Here is a 16763-nt window from a genome sequence, read left to right as displayed (position 1 = left end):
GTAATGAGCACGTGTGGCAAATCAAACGGAAAACCCTCCGCAATGCGGAGGGCTTTCGGATTTCTGGTTTTTAGGATCGGGGTTTAGTTCTCAGCGCGGCCGCCGACGCCTTTGGTGCCTTTGGCGATTTCCTTGCGCTTGCCTTTCGGGCGGAGCGAGCGGGAGGCGGCTCCGGCCTGCCACATTTCGGAGTCGTGGATGGCTTTGAGCTCTTTGTCGAGGCGATCCTTGTAGTTCTTGGCGCCGCAGACCTTGAGTACGCGTTTGGCTTCGTCTTTGTTTTTGACGGATTTGTAGAGCTCTTTGAAGACGGGCGCGGTGGCCTTCTTAAACTTAGGCGCCCAGTCGAGCGCGCCGCGCTGCGCAGTGGCGGAGCAGTTGCCGAACATCCAGTCCATGCCGTTTTCGTCAACCAAGCGGATGAGGCTCTGGGTGAGCTCTTCGACGGTTTCGTTGAAGGCTTCGGACGGGGAGTGGCCGTTTTTGCGGAGCACGTCGTACTGTGCTTCCATCACACCGGCCAGCGCGCCCATAAGGATGCCGCGTTCGCCAACGAGGTCGGAGGTGACTTCCTTTTCGAAGGTGGTCGGGAAGAGGTAGCCGGAGCCGATGCCGATGCCGATCGCCATGCAGCGTTCTTCGGCGCGGCCGGTGTAGTCCTGATGCACGGCGAAGCTGGAGTTGATGCCGGCGCCGCTGAGGAAGTTGCGGCGGACATTGAGGCCGGAGCCTTTGGGGGCGACGAGGATGACATCGACGTTTTCCGGCGCGATAATCTTGGTGAGGTCGCTGTAAACGATGGAGAAGCCGTGCGAGAAGTAGAGGGCTGCGCCTTCGTTGAGGTTGCGTTTGATCTGGGGCCAGCAGATTTTCTGCGCGGCGTCGGAGAGCAGGTATTGCACAATGGTGGCCTTCGAAACGGCTTCTTCGATTTCGAAGAGGGTTTCGCCGGGCTTGAAGCCGTCGCGCTTGGCGCGGTTCCAGTCTTTCATGAATTTTTTGGACTGGCCGACAATGACGTTGAAGCCGTTGTCGCGGAGGTTGAGCGCTTGAGCCGGGCCCTGAACGCCGTAGCCAATGATGGCGATGGTTTCATTTTTCAACACCTTGCGGGCTTTCGCCAGACTGAACTCTTTGCGCATTACGACGGTTTCTTTTACGCCGCCAAAGTCGATTACTGCCATGTCTTATCTCCTAGTTGTTGGGTTGCTCATGCCCCTTGCATGAATACAATATTTTTAACCGCTTCATGTGCAGGGGTCAACGGGCAAAAGCGCAAATTAGCATTTAAGCCGGCGGTATCCGTACGGATCCGTCTGGAAAGAGTGATGATTCGATTGCAACCCCCGGAGGGGTTGGGTATTGTATCTGCTTGTCTTAGAACGAAAGGATGTGGACTATGAAAAGGTTGTTTCCGGCTCTTGTTTTGGCCGCTTGTTTTGCAGTATCCGGCGCATATGCCGCCGAGGGGCAGGTTTATGTTGATCTTCAGGAAGTGTTCAAGCGGTTCTACAAGACCCAGCTGGCGCAGGACCAGATCCGCCAACAGCAGACCGACATCAAGATGGAACGCAAGGATATGGAGGAGGAGGTTAAAACCTTCAAAGAGGAGATTGACGTCCTCCGCACCGATGCGCGCGATCAGGTGCTGAGCGAGGAGGTGCGCGAGAACAAACGCTCCGAACTCGAGGAAAAACTGGTCGAACTCCAGAAAAAAGAGAAGGAGATGATCGATTTCGAAAAGCTTCGCATGCAGCAGCTCGAGCAGCAGAACACCCGCATGACCAAAAAGCTTTTCGACGAGATCCACGACGCGATCATCAATTATGCAAAAGCGAAAAACTACGTGTCCGTAACCGACCGCTCGGCGCAAAGCCGCATCGGCACGGAGCTGATTTTGTTTATTGATCCGCAAGTGGACATCACGGCTGAAGTGTTGGCGTCGCTCAACGAAGGACGCGAGGAAACCTTGGTTAAAGAGCCGGAAACCAAGGTGGGGCAGTAGGCCATGAAGCTATCGGAAATTGTAGAAAAGCTTGGTGGTGCGCTGGAGGGCAGCGCTGATATTGAGATCTCCGCAGTCGCCGGGCTGGGCGAGGCCGGCGCCGGCGATATCAGCTTTCTGGCGAATCCCAAGTATGCCGCGCAGGTTTCTTCGACCAAGGCGTCGGCGGTTATTGTTCCGGGCGATTGGGGTCGTGAGGCTTCCTGTGCCCTGGTACGCGTCGAGAATTCGGATCAGGCGTTTGCCGAAGTGGCCGAATGGTTTTATGAAGAGCCACCCAGACCTAAAGCGGGCGTGCATCCTTCTGCCGTAGTTGCGGAATCGGCGCAATTGGGCGAGGGGGTGTCGATCGGCGCAAACAGCACGATCGAAGAGGGCGTGGTGATTGGGGCAAACACTGTAATTTCAGCCAACTGCTATGTGGGCTACAAGACGGTCATTGGCGAAGACAGCTTTCTCTACCCTCTGGTTTCCACCCGCGAGTTTACAGAAATCGGACGACGGGTCATCATTCATAACGGCACAGTGGTCGGATCCGATGGCTTTGGCTATGCCGTGCAGGAAGACGGATCGCGCACCAAGATACTGCAGATTGGCAAAGTGGTCATTGAGGACGATGTTGAAATTGGCGCCAACGTGGCGATCGACCGCGCGCGCTTTGGCAAGACCCGGATCGGCAAAGGCGCCAAGATCGACAATCTGGTGCAGATTGCCCACAACGTGGTGATTGGCGAGCATACGGTGATGTGCGGTCAGTCGGGGGTGTCTGGAAGTACGACGATTGGATCTCGCTGCATTTTAGCCGGGCAGGCCGGCCTGGCGGGCCATCTGCAGGTGGGCGACCATGCGATTGTCGGCGCTCAGGCGGGCGTTATGAAGGATGTGCCCGAACGCGCTTTTGTGATTGGCTCGCCGGCTATGCCGCATCTGCAATTTAAGAAAATGGTAGCCAACACCATTACGCTTCCAAGGCTCAAGGATAAGATTAAGCAACTCGAAGACGAGGTTGCCCTGCTCAGGCGGAAGGCCTGATTCGCGGAATCTTTTGGTGTATGCCATATATGTATCTGTTTCGGGAACCATAGTTACATATATGTATTATACTGGTGCGCGGTGTAGTTAGGTGTTTTGTTGTAAGTTGTTTCACCATAATGCTTTGAATTTTGGTGGATCCCTTGGTATAGAGCGTGCTTAAAGAGTGGCTTCTTCGCTTAAGGCAAGTGAATTTAGTTGAACCGGTAATTCCATTTTGGAAGCCGGATCTGTTTAGAGTAGGGTGCGTTTTCGCCGGTTTCGGCGACAATTAATTATTAAGGAGATAAGATGAAGAATACTATCGAAGGGTTTGGCGAACTTGTATTTGGTCTGCCGGTCATGGAACAACGGTTGTCGGCTCCAACTTTCGCCTCGTTAAAGAAAACCATCGGAACAGGCTCCTCACTGGAAGCCAGCGTTGCTGATGAAGTGGCAGAAGCAATGATGGTTTGGGCCATGGAAAAGGGTGCAACGCACTACACACACTGGTTCCAACCCCTCACCGGTTCTACTGCAGAAAAACACGACTCTTTCATTTTTCCTGATTTCAAGGGTGGAGTAATTACCGGGTTTTCCGGAAGCGAACTCATTCAAGGTGAGCCCGACGCTTCTTCATTCCCGTCCGGCGGTCTGCGCGCCACCTTCGAAGCCCGTGGTTACACCGGTTGGGATCCATCCAGCCCAGCCTTCATCAAATACGATTCCGTTAATGCGGCCACGCTTTGCATTCCGACCGTATTCTGCGGCTACAACGGTGAAGCCCTCGACAAAAAGACCCCGCTGCTCCGCTCCATGAAGGTACTGTCGGACCAGACGATTCGTCTCGGCAAGCTCTTCGGCATTGATTGCGGCGACACTATGGCTCAGGCAACCCTTGGCGGTGAGCAGGAATACTTTCTGATCGACCTCGACCTCGTTGCTGAACGCCCCGACATTCTGCGCACTGGCCGTACCCTTTTCGGAAAAGGCGCAAGCAAACACCAGCAGCTCGACGACCACTACTTCGGCGCCATCAAGCCGCGCGTTGCCGCCTTCATGGGTGAGCTCGACGCCGTGCTCTGGCAGTATGCTGTTCCGGCCAAGACCCGTCATAACGAAGTATGCCCTGGACAGTTCGAGCTTGCTCCGGTCTTCGAAACGCTGAACATTGCCGTCGACCACAACATGATCATCATGGAAGTGTTGGCGGTTACCGCCGAGAAGCATGGCTTTGCCTGCCTCCTGCACGAAAAGCCTTTTGCCGCAGTGAACGGTTCCGGTAAGCATAACAACTGGTCCATCTCCGGTCCGGACGGAAAGAACTGGCTGAAGCCGGGCGACAACCCGCACGAAAATGCCAAGTTCATGACCATCGTGGTTGCGCTGATGAAAGCGGTCGACACTCATGCCGACCTGCTCCGCGCTTCGGTTGCAACCGCCGGAAACGATCATCGTTTGGGTGCCAACGAAGCACCGCCTGCCGTTGTTTCGGTCTTCCTAGGCGAACAGCTTACCGACATCGTTGAGCAGATCGAAGCCGGAGGAGCGGACAGCTCCAAAGACGGCGGGCATATCCACCTCGGCGTTGACTTGCTGCCGAATCTGCCGCGTGGCAACACCGACCGCAACCGTACTTCACCGTTCGCGTTTGTCGGCAACCGCTTCGAGTTCCGTGCCGTTGGTTCCAACCAGAGCCCGGCCGGTGCCAACATCGTACTGAACACAATCGTTGCTGAAGCGTTCGACTACATCTGCACCGAAGTGGAAACCGCGGTTGCCGGGGGAAAAGAATTCAACGCTGCCCTGCAGGATGTTCTCGCAGCCGTCATCAAAGAACACAAGCGCATCCTCTTCAATGGCGATGGCTACACCGACGAATGGCTGGAAGAAGCAGCCAAGCGCGGCCTGCCGAACCTCGTCACCACCGAGGATGCACTGCCGGCGCTGCAGACGCAGAAGGCCAAGGATTTGTTTGCGAAGTACAACGTACTGACCAACGAAGAGCTGGAGTCGCGCTTCAACATCTACGAAGAAACCTATGAAACCCTCATTGGAATCGAAGCGGCCACTGCATTGGATATCGCGAGGACGATGATTGTTCCGGCCGCGGTAACAGCCATCACCGAATACTCCGTTGTTCCGGCCGCTGCAGGTATCTGCGCTGAAATGTCTAGCCTGACCGAAGCTGCGATTGCCGGCATTGCCAAACTGGATGCTGCTGAAAAGCCGGCCGACCAGATTGCCGCCATGAACGAACTCCGTGCGTCGGTTGATGCGCTGGAAGCCATCGTTCCGGCTGACCTGTGGCCGATGCCCAGCTACGCTGAACTGCTCCTCGTCTAACCGACCCGGACGGATCAACGAAAGGCCCCGCTTCATGCGGGGCCTTTTTGCTTGTCCGGCAAGGGCTCATGTTCCAGCATCCGTATTCTGTTTTGGGAACGAGGAGGTGCCATGAATATGATGCGGTTATGGATAGCGGTGGCGCCGCCGATCTCTTGGCTAGGATCGGAATAATATGAAAACAATCGCAGGGATAGACCGACAGGCATACAGGCTGGCAAGGGACTATTTGCCGAGCCTTGGGATCAGTGGCGTAACAGAAACGCTCGTTGAAAAATATTTGAATCCGGTAGCAGCGGGTAGTGCGTCATGCACTATGCCGGCTCTTTATGAGCGCCTTTTACTATCCGCCCAGAACGCAAACATGAAGGCGGGAGTCATCGGTGGATCCATTGGCGGCGTTGATAAGCTGGCTGCCGTTCTGGAGGACTTCGACTCTGCAGCCGTAATAAGTAAATATGGCGGTGACTGCGAGGCGATGCTGGATGAGATTGTGGCCACCCTCAAGCCTCGGGGGCAGATTCGGCGTACGCCGAGGAGTATCTGGCCCCGATACTGCCAAACCATAAGCTCGGGCGCGGCGTTTTTTGATCAGTTCGACTCTGCGCAGGACTTTTTCCAGTGGGCCGATTTCTTTGATCGGGACGATAGAGCCCGTGCCAGCCTTGCCATGCTGCTCAGTCGGGAGATCGCCGGATTCGGATTTGCCCTTTCCTGCGACTTCCTTAAAGAAATCGGATATGTCAATTTCCCCAAGCCCGATGTTCACTTGCGCGATATTTTTAAAGCGTTGAGGCTCTGTGACGACCAAGCTGATGACTATCAGTTGTTCAAGGCGATCATCCGCTTGGCAAACAATGCGAATGTTTCGCCTTACCATGCGGACAAGGTATTCTGGCTGGTAGGAAGCGGCTATTTCTATAGAGACGAGAATATCGGTAGCGAAGGAAGAATCGGAAGCAAGAAGCAGGATTTCATTGAGTTCAAGCCGCCCGGCAGTTTTTCGCCTGTCGTGGATATGGTGGGAGGCGGCCCGTTCTGCTTGGAACCGGGACAATGGACCGATGATACTTCCATGGCGCTTTGCCTTGCGGACAGTCTGGTCGCATGCCGCGGTTTCGATGCCCGCGACCAGATGGAGCGCTATGTGCGCTGGCGGGACGAGGGTTACCTCAGCAGCAACGGCATATGTTTTGACATAGGGACTACGGTTTCCAGGGCGCTGGGGCGGTTCCTTCGAACGGGTGATCCGTTTGCTGGTTCTGTTTCTCCCAACGCGGCGGGCAACGGCAGCCTGATGCGTCTTGCCCCCGCACCTCTGTTTTTTGCATCAAATCCTGAACAGGCAGTTCAGATGAGCGCGGAAAGCTCAAGAACAACCCATGGAGCCGCCACATGTCTAGATGCCTGCCGGTACTTTGGCGGGCTCATCGTTGGAGCCGTTCAAGGGGCTTCAAAAGAGGAACTGCTTTCTTCCCAATACACCCCGGTCGACGGCCTCTGGAGCCACATGCCCCTATGCGCTGAAATATTTGATATTGCCAGTGGTTCTTTTAAGCGCAAAGAGCCTCCTGACATCGTCGGCTCCGGTTATGTTGTGAAATCGCTTGAAGCTGCACTGTGGGCGTTCCACAAGTCATCGACGTTTGAGGCGGGAGTTAATCTCGGAAATGATGCAGACACCACCGCGGCAATCTACGGGCAGATCGCCGGCGCATATTATGGGCTTGAGGGAATCCCCGCATCCTGGCGAGAACGAATTTCCCATGCTGGTCTTATCGCTGAATTGGCAAGGGGGCTCTATGCGAGCAGAACTGATTCAGCAGGCCGAAGCCTGGAATGATCTTGTTATCAATAGTTTTGTCAATTTCTATGCTGAGCACCTGAGGCTCACTTCTCGTGGGGATTGCCTGTTCGCTTTTTCTGCTGCTGCGTTCCGGCATCTCGATCGTGAACTGCTGCGGCGCACGCCGGGTGGAAAATTTTGACACAGGTCTGCCGATTGGGTGTGTCATTTTTTCACACATGCCGAGGCGGATTATTCTGATAAACGCGGTTTTTCTAAGAAATATGCCAGCCTCACGGTTGGCATATTTTTTGTTTATAGGGAGTTGAAGCCATTGGGCGCCCTTCCGCGGTGGTCGCGGGAGTGGAAACGAAAGGAGTGCAGATTATGTACTGGACTGACTCAAGAGCATGGAGCCCGTTCGAAGAGCTTCGTGGCCTTCAACGGGAAATGAACCGTCTGTTCGACGGATACGATAGCGGAGCCGCCATGTCCCGCTTCCCGGCACTCAACGTGTGGGGCAATGCCGACAGCGTGGTCGTCGCGGCCGAGCTGCCCGGATTGGAAACCGAAGACATCGACCTGAGCGTGGTCAACAACCAGCTCACGATCAAAGGCGAGCGCAAGGGCGACAAGCCGGCGGAGGATGCCGTCTGCCACCGCAGCGAGCGCGATGCAGGAAAATTCGTGCGCACGGTGCGCCTCCCGTTTGCGGTCGAAAACGACCAAGTGGCGGCCAAGTATGAATGACAGTCACCCTGCCGCGGCAGGAAGCCACCAAACCCAAGCGCATTGAAATCAAGACAGCCTAAGGAGGTGCATCATGAAAGACCATAAAGACAAAGCTCTCGAAAAGGTGGAACGCAGCGATGCCGAGCTGACCCGCGACGCCAAGGTGTTTGTGCCGGCCACCGACATCTATGAAAAGGAAGATGCCATCCTCGTCCGTTGCGACATGCCCGGCGTGGCGCAGGACCAAGTCGATATCCGGCTCGACAACACCGAGCTGGAGATCACCGGAACGCAGTCCGCCGCCAAGCCCGGCGGCGTTGATCTGCTCGCCGGTGAATACGAGACCGGCGTGTTCCGCCGCAAGTTCAACGTGCCGCAGCTCATCGACCGCGACAAGATCAAGGCAAGGCTGCGCAACGGCGTGCTCGACATCGAGCTGCCCAAGGCCGAGCAGGCCAAACCCCGAAAGATTGAAATCGAAGCTGGAGGAAACTAGTGGGAGGACATGCCATGTCTCTATTACGATTTCTTGATTCTGTTTTGGGGCTGTACGAATTCGGTTTGATTGTCTACGTGCTCTGTTCGTGGATACTGCATCCGGCGGCCTATGCCCTGCGGCGGTGGCTGGCCTGCGCCTACGAGCCCGTGCTTGCCCCAATGCGCCGGTGGATACGCGCGCCGGTATTCGGCGGAACCGCCATCGATTTAAGCCCGATCATCCTGTGGATCGGCCTGGGGTTGTTGCGCTGCTTGGTTTTCGCGATTTTTGGATAGGTGGACGGAATCGTGTTTTCTCAAATAGGACCGTGCTTCCAGCCTGTCCACAATGGGGAGGCAAGGCAGGAGCAGACAGGCTGGAGGCACGGTTCTACTTTGTTGGCTCGCTGTTGATCGGGGCTAAACAAGCGCCTTCCGGCTCATCCCTGAATTGAAAAATATAGCACCTAGTGCTATAAGTGGGGCATGAAAGATTTAATGACCCGATGATTCAGCAAGTGGGTTTCCAGGCAGCCGATATATTCCGGCGAACTGGCAACCGCTCTGAACGAGCTGAAAAGCGGGACGTTTGATGCCGCCCTCGGCGGACACCTCTACAAAAAGAGGATTCGCTTCAGGGGCCGGGGCAAGAGCGGAAGCGGCAGAACCATCGTTTGCTGCAAAAAAGGGAAACGAGCCATTTTCATCCACGGCTTTGCCAAGAACGAAAAGGACAATCTCTCAGCGAAGGAGCTGTTGGCATTGAAGGAATTTGCGGGAATACTCACAGCCCTGACCGAGAAACAGATTGAAACAGCGATAGAAAACGGAGACTTTAAGGAGGTCGCACCATGAGAAGCTCAATCGCAAAATCCATTACTGAAACCGTATCCGACTTGAACAAAAGCGGAGTCGTCGATGAAATTACCATGAAGAACATCAACTCCCTCTGCCTTCCCGATGTTCATGAATATCCCCCGGAGAAAATCATTTCCATCCGCAAGGCAAACCATCTCAGCCAGGCCGCGCTTGCCGCCGTCTTGAATATCAGCCCCTCCACAGTCCAGAAGTGGGAGCGGGGGACGAAAAAGCCCGCAGGTGCTTCCAAGAAGCTGCTCGATCTCGTGGAGCGCAAGGGCATTGAGGTGCTTGTGTAGAAAAGCGCAGGAAAAATTTGCCGAATAAGCCAACACGGTGCTCACGCTGATGAATCGTTGAAGTTCTATCTTCATCGCCTTTTCAACACCGACCACTTTCATAAATACGTGGCTGGATTTTGTAGCGGAACAAACATCTTAGGGCTGATCTTTAGCGGCGCAGAAAATTATGCTGCCGAAATTCCGCCGGATGAGGTCGTTGCTCCATTTGCCGATTTGATGAAATTTTTTGGCTCTCCGTTAATTTTTATGGAGAACGTAGGTTTTCGACCGGATAACAGGATCATCGGGATGACTCTACTATGAAGGCCGCTCTATCCTGTCGACCTTCCAATTCCCCCTTCAATCCCTCCTGGCGATACGGGCAAGTCATTGTAAGGAAACACATTAAAAGCCATTCTCCTGCTGATATACAGGATTTGATCCGGTTCATCCTGTTATCCCGTCAAAAAGATTTCTCCGATTTCTCCACCACAAAATTCCACGAAGAACCAATTTTTTGAGAAACGAAAGAGTATTGTGATTAAGGAAACCCTGCAGCTCACTGCCTTGCGCGACTGGCTGTTGCCGATGCTGGTGAACGGTCAGGTGCGGGTATCGTAGACGCGTGTTTCCAGCCACGTTATGGATGAGGAGAGGGCGTTGCTCGAGCATTTGCAATACGGGGGGCGGCGTCCGACCGTGCGCTAACGAAGCAGGATGCTTTGTCTGCGATAACGGCGTACGCAGGATGGGTCAGACCACGGCGCTGCCCGGAGGAAGGTCTTTGTAGTGTTCCCGGAGCGAAGCGGCGGGAATATTCAAAAGCCGAGACCCTCTCCGCTCCGCTTTGAGGGAACTACGAAGCAAGAGGTTTCAGCTATGAAAACAGTTCTGCTCGCCGGGCTGTTGCCGATGCGGCGGAAACGGCGAGGTTTGGGGCTGATGTTCCACGTTCTGGAAATATTCCAAGGATTGGAAGCTTGGAGGGCCGATCGGTACGCAGGACGACACGGAGGTCGTCCCTCCAGCATGCGACTGCGATAGCCAAGGAAGCCGGCGGGCAGCTAATCATGGATGAAAAAAGGGGCCGCCATGACGGCCAGTCCCGCCACAATAAGCAATAGCAGGTTCGGCACAAAATAGGGATAGACGCACAGAACGATCCCCGCCACGAGGGCCGAGCCTTTGAATTGTTTTCGGCCATACACGATGTAGCCCATGCCAATCGCGCCGAGCAGCGTGGCAATGAGTATTTTTGTTCCTGCATCCATAGTCTATTCCTGATTGGCTTCAGTTTTTTTTCCTCGGAAGATGGATGCGGAAGGTGGAACCCTCGCCCGCGAGGCTTTGCACATCCAGGGTTCCGCCGTGGGCTTCGACGATGGCCCAGACCATGCTGAGGCCGAGGCCGAGGCCGGGGGTGGCGCGGCTGCGCTCTGCGCGGTAGAGTCGGTCCCAGATGCGCGGCAAATCCTCTTCCGCGATGCCGCACCCGTGGTCGCGGACGGCAAGGGCCACCGTGGTTTCGTTCGAACTTCCCAGCAGCGCCACCTCGCTTTGCTCTGGACTGTATTTGAGGGCATTGTCCACCAGATTGCCGATGCTTTGCCGCAGCCGCATGCGGTCGGCCTGCACCGTCAGGTAGGTTGGCACCTCGTTCTTCAGGGCAATGCCGCGGTCCTCGGCGACGATGGAGTAGAGTTCGATGACCTCGTCGGCGAGTTCGCGCAGGGTGATGGTTTCGAGGTGCAGTTCCATGCCGCCGGTTTGGGCTTCGGCCAGATCCATCAGGAGGTTGAGCATTTGCAGAATGCGTTCGGATTCCTCCATGCAGTCGGCCAGGGCTTCGCGCTGGATGCGCGGATCGGGTTGGGGCGGCTGCAGGGCGCGTTCGGCGGAATTGCGCAGGTGGGTCATCGGCGTGCGCAGGTCGTGGGCCACGTTGTCGAGGGTGTCTTTCGAGCCTTGGACGAGCATTTCGTTTTTGTCGAGAATGCGGTTGAACATGGTGCTGAGCGCGCCAAGTTCGCCGCGCTGGGCATGGGAGGGAACGCGCTGCCGCAAGTCGCCGGTTTCGAGGATGGTCCGGATGGTCTGGACGAGCGCCCGCAACGGGGCAAGCGCACTGCGGGCGGCCAGCCAGCCGCCCAACAGGCTCAACAGCAGGGCGGGCAGGAGAATGCGCAGGCTCATGCGCCGGAAATGGGCCAGGACCAGCCGGCTTTCCGTATTGCTTCGTCCGACTTGGAGATAGTAGCCGGCATCCAGCGGAATGGAGCCGACGATCCAGCTGCCTTCCGATTCTTCGCGGGCGAGCTCGTTCCAGCGGGATTCGTTGGTGGCGAGGTGGTGCTTCTGCACTTTCTCGTCGAGCAAGGCCCACAGCGGATGCGAGGCGGTGATGAACCGAACCTGGTTCCAGTGGTCCACGATGCGGACAAAGACCCGGTCGGCCGGGTTGATTTGCTGGCTGAAATAATTTTCGATCGCCGAGACGCCGCCTTGTGAAAAAAGCGCTTTGAACTGGAGCGCCTGCGCTTCGATGAGATCCCGGTCACGCGTCTGAACCAAGCGGTTGACGAGTTGATAGGTGACCGAAATAAGCACGACAAAGGAAAGCGTGAGAAACGCGGTGTAGAGCAGCGCCAGCCGGAAGCTGAAGGCCATGTGTACGGAATCAGTCGGTCTTGAGGACATAGCCGACTCCGCGCACGGTGTGGATGAGCTTTCGATCAAACTGCTTGTCGATGCGGTTGCGCAGGCGGCAGACGAGCACATCGACCACGTTGGTCTGGGGGTCGAAGCTGTAGTCGTAGACGTGTTCGAGGATGGCGGTTTTGGTGACCACGCGCCCCGGATTGCGCATGAAGTATTCGAGCAGGGCAAACTCGCGCGGCTGCAGTTCGATGGGTTCATTGCCACGCTCGACCGCGCGGTTGGTCAGGTTCAGCCGGAGGTCGGCGGCCTCCAGCACGGTTGCCTGCGGGGTGCGTTGCGAACGACGCAGCAGGGTCTGGATGCGAACCAGCAGTTCCGAAAAGGAAAAGGGTTTCACCATATAGTCGTCGCCGCCCGCCTGCAGGCCGCGGATGCGGTCGTCCACCGAACGTTTGGCGCTCAGGATGATGACCGGGGTCTCGATTCCCTCGGCCCGCACGCGTTCGATCATCCCGAGGCCATCGAGCTTCGGCAGCATGAGGTCGGCCACGATGGCGTCGTAGATGCCTTGGCGAACCATGGTCAGCCCGTTTTCGCCATCCTCGGCGACATCGGCGGCATAGCCCACTTCCTTGAATCCTTTTTTGAGGAACGAGGCGATCTTTCGGTCGTCTTCAATAATCAAAATGCGCATGGGCAGCTCCCGTCAAACCTTGATGAAACACTTCGTAGAGCTAATCGGGCAGGAGAGGTTTTGTCAACCGGTAAAAGATTACCGCGCTGTAATGCTCGGGAAAGCCTGTCGAAAAGGTTGTGGGGTCTACTATCAACGAACACTGGATAGGAAGGAGGTGGTTCTATGGAATAAGAAACGCAATGTCAGGAATCGAACTGAACTAAAAACGCCAACTGAAGGAGGCATTGAAATGAAAAAACATGGAATCAGTGAAAAGGCAATTTATAGAGAGATTATTGCTGGAGCGATGGTCGCGCTTCTGCTGCTCGGTGGCAGTATGGCGTGGGCTGGAAAAAAAGGCGGCAAAATCCAACTAAAGAAGGATGAGCCGGCCAAGCAGGAACAAAAGTTGCAGGAGCAGCGGCAAAAGCCGGACCCGTTTCATGACTTATTCAATCTGCAACGGGAAATGGACCGGCTGTTCGGCAACACGTTGTATCCATACAGCGGGTTTCCCGAGTTCGAAGCCGTGTTCGGCCAGGAACTGCAGCAAGCCATGGATTTGCGCGAGCGGCCCGATGCGTTTGTCGTCCAGATGGATCTGCCCGGGCTGGAGAAGTCCGGCATCTCGATTGAGGTCAAGGACCATGTTTTGGTGGTCAGCGCCGAACGGCGCGAGACTCTGAAAAAACAAAAGGATGAAAAAGTAATCATTCAGGAACGCAGCTTGAATGCGTTCAGCCGGGAAGTGGTTCTGCCCAAGAGCGTGGATTCCGAAAAGGTGGTTGCGGAATACAATGCCGGCGTGCTGACCGTAACCCTTCCGAAAGCGGAACAGGACAAGAACGCCCGGAAGATTGAAGTTAAGTAAACCTGCCAGCCGGGTGGCTTGGCCGCCCGGCTTTGGTTGACTGGGGAGTAAAGGTGTGTGCTATGAGCTCAAGCAATCATCAGACGGAACGTATTTTATTTGGAACCGTTATTTCCGGCGGAATTGCCGAGGGCAGTGCATGCCTTTTTATCAATACGAACATCCACGCTCCTCTTGGTCTTGATGCCTCGTCGAAGCAGACGGAAGACGGGTGGAGCCGGATTAAAAATGCGATCCACGAACAGCTGCAGCGCTTGGAATATGGGATTCATCATGGCGATTTTTACTCAGACTCTTCTGTTTATTCATTGTTTGAGGCATATCAGGCCATTTTGCTTGATCCAAAGTTGCATGCTGATTTGCAAGACGAACTCCAGAAAAACGGCGACTGTGCAACAGCGGCTGTTCAATCTGTCTGGCGTAAATTGGCCGGGGACTTCGGGCATGTGCCGGGTGGACAAACACAGCCGAAAGCGTTGCTGATTACCGATCTTGGCAAAATGTTGATGGAATCCTTGATTGGTTCCACCGTGAAAGAGAAGTTGGTCCTCTCTAAAAAAAACATTCTCGTGGCAGACCATATCTTTGTCTCTGATATTGTCGCACTGCATCGGATGCGGCCGGCGGCGATTGTTGTGCAGCATGGGCATCCCGCCTCGCACGGCTTGATTCTGGCCAGAGAGCTGGAGATCCCTATCCTCTGCCAGGTGCAGGATGCCACCCGCTTGATTCAGCAGGGAACACCCTTGATTGTCGATGCCGACCGATCCCTCATTATTACCAATCCTGCTCGTGCGATTGATGCGTATAGGCAATGCGCCGAATCCCTGCCCGTTGTGCTTGAGCCGGAAGCTGCGACTTCCATGGACATTGACGGAACACCCGTTCGGGTGATGGCCGATGTCGGTTGCGTGGCCACCTCCACGCAGGCGGCGGAAGCCGGTGCGGACGGAATCGGGCTGCTGCGCATGGAATCGCTGTATATGCAGTCGGATCGCGCGTTGCGGGAGGATGAAATTGAACAGCGCCTCTCGGACATCCTTGCGCCCATGGCCGGCAAACCCGCGTATGTGCGGCTGCTCGATGCCGGGGGCGATAAACCCTTGCCCTATGTGAAGGACTGTTCGATGGGATGCCGCGGGATTCGATTGCTGGCCCGGCATCCGGAACTGCTGCAACCCCAGCTACAGGCCCTGCTAAGGCTTGCGCGGGGCTACAGGCAACTGCATATCCTGGTTCCGATGGTCACGGTGGCAGAAGATATGCGCTTTGTTCGTCGGGCACTGGAAAACGCGGCGCGGCGCGAAGGGCTTGCCCCGCTTCCTCTCGGTGCGATGGTCGAAACCCCCGCCGCCGCCCTGATGATTGACGAGTTGTGGGAGTGGTGCGATTTCATCCGGATCGGATCGAATGATCTCACCCAATATGTAATGGCCGCGCCCCGTGCAAATTTATCGAAGGATCCCTATTTCCAGCCAACCCATCCGGCCGTATTAAAGCTCATCAGGATGGTCTGCCGTCCCGAGGACGCTGCTTTGACTGGGCTGTGCGGTTCCTTGGCGGATCAGAAAGACATGATTCCGCAGCTGCTCCAGCTTGGCGTCCGGGAATTTGTGGTTCCCCCGCGCTCCATCCAGGCCATCAAGCAGGCCGTGTCGGAATATGGTTGCGGGCGGCAAGGGAAACAGCGGGCGGGGAACGGAACATTGCCGCCTTGTAATAATCCAGAAAGGATTCGGCAAGGCGGGCGGGTTTAACTACAGGCAATCAACAGAGGGAGCAATCCCGGAAAGGAGCAGCATGAAAGACAATGGAAACATGAACCGGATCCCGTTGCAGGTGCAGTTCCGGCACATGCCGAAGTCGGAGGCCATCATCGCCTTGGTAAGGCAAGAGGTCGCCGGGCTCCAGAAACTCGTTGCGCCGGGCTCGCATTGCGAGGTGGTCATCGACGAAACGCAACGCCGGCATTTTGGCGGGGTTTTCGAGATCCGGATCCGCTGTGCCGTGCCCGGCGACCAAGTCTATTCGGCGCATGGCAACGAACAGAGCGGTTCCCATGAATACCTTTACAGCGCGGTGCGCGACGCCTTCTGCCATCTCCGGCAGCAATTGAAGAAGAACCGGAAAAAGAAGTCGCGCCGCCAGCGGGTGCTCGAAGCCGCCTGAGTCGGTGCACGGCAAAAGAAGGATCATCGCAAGGAGGTTAAACGAAATGATTACGTGTGGATTGTACGAAGAAAAGCGGTTGCTTCATGTGCATCCGATAACGCCGCTGAAAAAGTCGGATTTCGAAGAAATAGCGCGGATAGTCGATCCCTTCATAGAAAAGGAAGGAAAGCTGAAGGGTTTGGTGATCGAAGCGAAGGACTTCTTCGGATGGGAAAGTCTCGGCGCCATGAGCGAGCACTTCAAATTTATTCGGAACCACCATGAACACATCGGGAGGGTCGCGTTGGTGACCGACTCCCGGTTGGGCGACGTGGCCGAGCGGATCGGCTCGCATTTTGTATCTGCGGAGATTCGGCACTTCCCCGCAGACCAGCTCGACGCCGCGGACCAATGGGCTTCCCAAGGTCGGTAGAGCAGGGGTGGGGCACAAATGCCGCAACATTACCGCGTTGTAATGCTCCCGCAAGAATCCGGTAAGGCCGCTAGGCTTCACTGTAGCCATCAACAGGAAAGGAGTGGATCAAATGAATACGAAAAAACTTTCTCCCCAGGCATTGCAGGTAAAGTTCCTCCATATGCCCCAATCGCTTCCCATCAAAGAATTGGTGCGGCAACAGGCGGATCGGCTGCGGCGCTTCGATCTTGCCGAAGGCCGGTGCGAAGCCGTGATCGACAGGATGCACCGCCGGTACAGAGGCATTGTCTTCAAGGTGTCCATTCGGCTTGAGGTGCCCGGCAAGCGGCTTTTTGTGGCGCACGCCGAAGAAAGCAGCGGGGCCGTCGGAAATCTTCAAGCCGCCGTGTGGCTGGCGTTCGACGAGATCGAGCGGCAGCTTGATAAAAGGGAAAAACGGAATCAGCGCCGCCAGGCGGCCTAGTATGCCGCGAAC

18 protein-coding genes and 1 pseudogene are annotated in these 16763 nt (G+C 55.8%); 15 read left to right on the top strand and 4 right to left on the bottom strand.

Annotation, left to right across the window (positions count from 1 at the left end; genetic code table 11):
- Positions 1-83: 83 nt before the first annotated feature.
- The gene (ilvC, locus tag SCARR_RS11220; protein WP_136061668.1) at positions 84-1184 is read right to left on the bottom strand and encodes a ketol-acid reductoisomerase; all 1101 of its coding nucleotides are present in this window, start codon (positions 1182-1184) and stop codon (positions 84-86) included.
- A 215-nt stretch (positions 1185-1399) separates the two neighbouring features.
- Between ilvC and SCARR_RS11215 the strand changes: the two genes are divergently transcribed.
- The 10 genes and pseudogenes from SCARR_RS11215 to SCARR_RS11170 all read left to right on the top strand — a co-directional run bounded on the left by SCARR_RS11215 (position 1400) and on the right by SCARR_RS11170 (position 9514).
- Positions 1400-2005: an OmpH family outer membrane protein gene (locus SCARR_RS11215; RefSeq protein ID WP_168433245.1), complete on the top strand. Its 606-nt coding sequence runs from the start codon at positions 1400-1402 to the stop codon at positions 2003-2005.
- Between the two features lie 3 nt (positions 2006-2008).
- Complete coding sequence (lpxD, locus tag SCARR_RS11210; protein WP_136061666.1) at positions 2009-3037, top strand: UDP-3-O-(3-hydroxymyristoyl)glucosamine N-acyltransferase; 1029 nt, start codon at positions 2009-2011, stop codon at positions 3035-3037.
- A gap of 291 nt (positions 3038-3328) precedes the next feature.
- Entirely contained in the window at positions 3329-5362 is a 2034-nt protein-coding gene (locus SCARR_RS11205) for a glutamine synthetase III family protein (protein ID WP_222846266.1), read from the top strand.
- A gap of 175 nt (positions 5363-5537) precedes the next feature.
- A complete protein-coding gene (locus SCARR_RS28600) occupies positions 5538-7205 on the top strand; it encodes an ADP-ribosylglycohydrolase family protein (RefSeq protein WP_222846265.1) in 1668 nt (555 codons plus the stop codon).
- Entirely contained in the window at positions 7165-7350 is a 186-nt protein-coding gene (locus SCARR_RS11195; protein ID WP_136061665.1) for a hypothetical protein, read from the top strand. The genes SCARR_RS28600 and SCARR_RS11195 overlap by 41 nt, the downstream gene beginning before the upstream one ends.
- 185 nt (positions 7351-7535) lie before the next feature.
- The gene (locus tag SCARR_RS11190) at positions 7536-7898 is read left to right on the top strand and encodes an Hsp20/alpha crystallin family protein (RefSeq protein WP_136061664.1); all 363 of its coding nucleotides are present in this window, start codon (positions 7536-7538) and stop codon (positions 7896-7898) included.
- A gap of 73 nt (positions 7899-7971) precedes the next feature.
- On the top strand, positions 7972-8376 hold the full coding sequence (locus SCARR_RS11185) for an Hsp20/alpha crystallin family protein (protein ID WP_136061663.1): 405 nt from the start codon (positions 7972-7974) through the stop codon (positions 8374-8376).
- 14 nt (positions 8377-8390) lie between these two features.
- Positions 8391-8654 carry a YggT family protein gene (locus tag SCARR_RS11180; protein WP_136061662.1) on the top strand — a complete coding sequence of 88 codons (264 nt, stop codon included), beginning with the start codon at positions 8391-8393 and terminating at the stop codon, positions 8652-8654.
- A gap of 225 nt (positions 8655-8879) precedes the next feature.
- Positions 8880-9212: pseudogene (locus SCARR_RS29265) on the top strand (type II toxin-antitoxin system RelE/ParE family toxin); the annotation flags it as partial.
- On the top strand, positions 9209-9514 hold the full coding sequence (locus SCARR_RS11170) for a helix-turn-helix domain-containing protein (RefSeq protein WP_136061661.1): 306 nt from the start codon (positions 9209-9211) through the stop codon (positions 9512-9514). The pseudogene SCARR_RS29265 and the gene SCARR_RS11170, both read left to right, overlap by 4 nt.
- 1046 nt (positions 9515-10560) lie before the next feature.
- Here the strand turns inward: SCARR_RS11170 and SCARR_RS11165 are convergent.
- Genes SCARR_RS11165 through SCARR_RS11155 form a run of 3 tightly spaced genes read right to left on the bottom strand, consistent with a single transcriptional unit; the run spans position 10561 to position 12848 of the window.
- On the bottom strand, positions 10561-10767 hold the full coding sequence (locus SCARR_RS11165; RefSeq protein ID WP_136061660.1) for a hypothetical protein: 207 nt from the start codon (positions 10765-10767) through the stop codon (positions 10561-10563).
- Between the two features lie 19 nt (positions 10768-10786).
- Complete coding sequence (locus SCARR_RS11160; RefSeq protein WP_168433244.1) at positions 10787-12193, bottom strand: HAMP domain-containing sensor histidine kinase; 1407 nt, start codon at positions 12191-12193, stop codon at positions 10787-10789.
- Positions 12174-12848, bottom strand: coding sequence for a winged helix-turn-helix domain-containing protein (locus SCARR_RS11155; protein WP_136061658.1), 675 nt, complete (start codon positions 12846-12848; stop codon positions 12174-12176). Before SCARR_RS11155 ends, SCARR_RS11160 begins: the two co-directional genes overlap by 20 nt.
- A 232-nt stretch (positions 12849-13080) precedes the next feature.
- Between SCARR_RS11155 and SCARR_RS11150 the strand changes: the two genes are divergently transcribed.
- The 5 genes from SCARR_RS11150 to SCARR_RS29510 all read left to right on the top strand — a co-directional run bounded on the left by SCARR_RS11150 (position 13081) and on the right by SCARR_RS29510 (position 16751).
- Complete coding sequence (locus SCARR_RS11150; protein ID WP_168433243.1) at positions 13081-13701, top strand: Hsp20/alpha crystallin family protein; 621 nt, start codon at positions 13081-13083, stop codon at positions 13699-13701.
- Positions 13702-13763: 62 nt separating this feature from the next.
- Positions 13764-15458: a putative PEP-binding protein gene (locus SCARR_RS11145; protein WP_136061656.1), complete on the top strand. Its 1695-nt coding sequence runs from the start codon at positions 13764-13766 to the stop codon at positions 15456-15458.
- Positions 15459-15501: 43 nt separating this feature from the next.
- Positions 15502-15870 (top strand): HPF/RaiA family ribosome-associated protein, encoded by a 369-nt coding sequence (locus tag SCARR_RS11140; protein ID WP_168433242.1) that lies wholly within the window; start codon positions 15502-15504, stop codon positions 15868-15870.
- A gap of 46 nt (positions 15871-15916) precedes the next feature.
- Entirely contained in the window at positions 15917-16285 is a 369-nt protein-coding gene (locus SCARR_RS11135; protein WP_136061654.1) for a SpoIIAA family protein, read from the top strand.
- 112 nt (positions 16286-16397) lie between these two features.
- Complete coding sequence (locus tag SCARR_RS29510; RefSeq protein WP_136061653.1) at positions 16398-16751, top strand: HPF/RaiA family ribosome-associated protein; 354 nt, start codon at positions 16398-16400, stop codon at positions 16749-16751.
- Positions 16752-16763: the final 12 nt, after the last annotated feature.

This window comes from Pontiella sulfatireligans (assembly GCF_900890705.1).
Lineage (GTDB): Bacteria > Verrucomicrobiota > Kiritimatiellia > Kiritimatiellales > Pontiellaceae > Pontiella > Pontiella sulfatireligans.
This window is presented reverse-complemented; position numbering and strand designations above follow the sequence as displayed.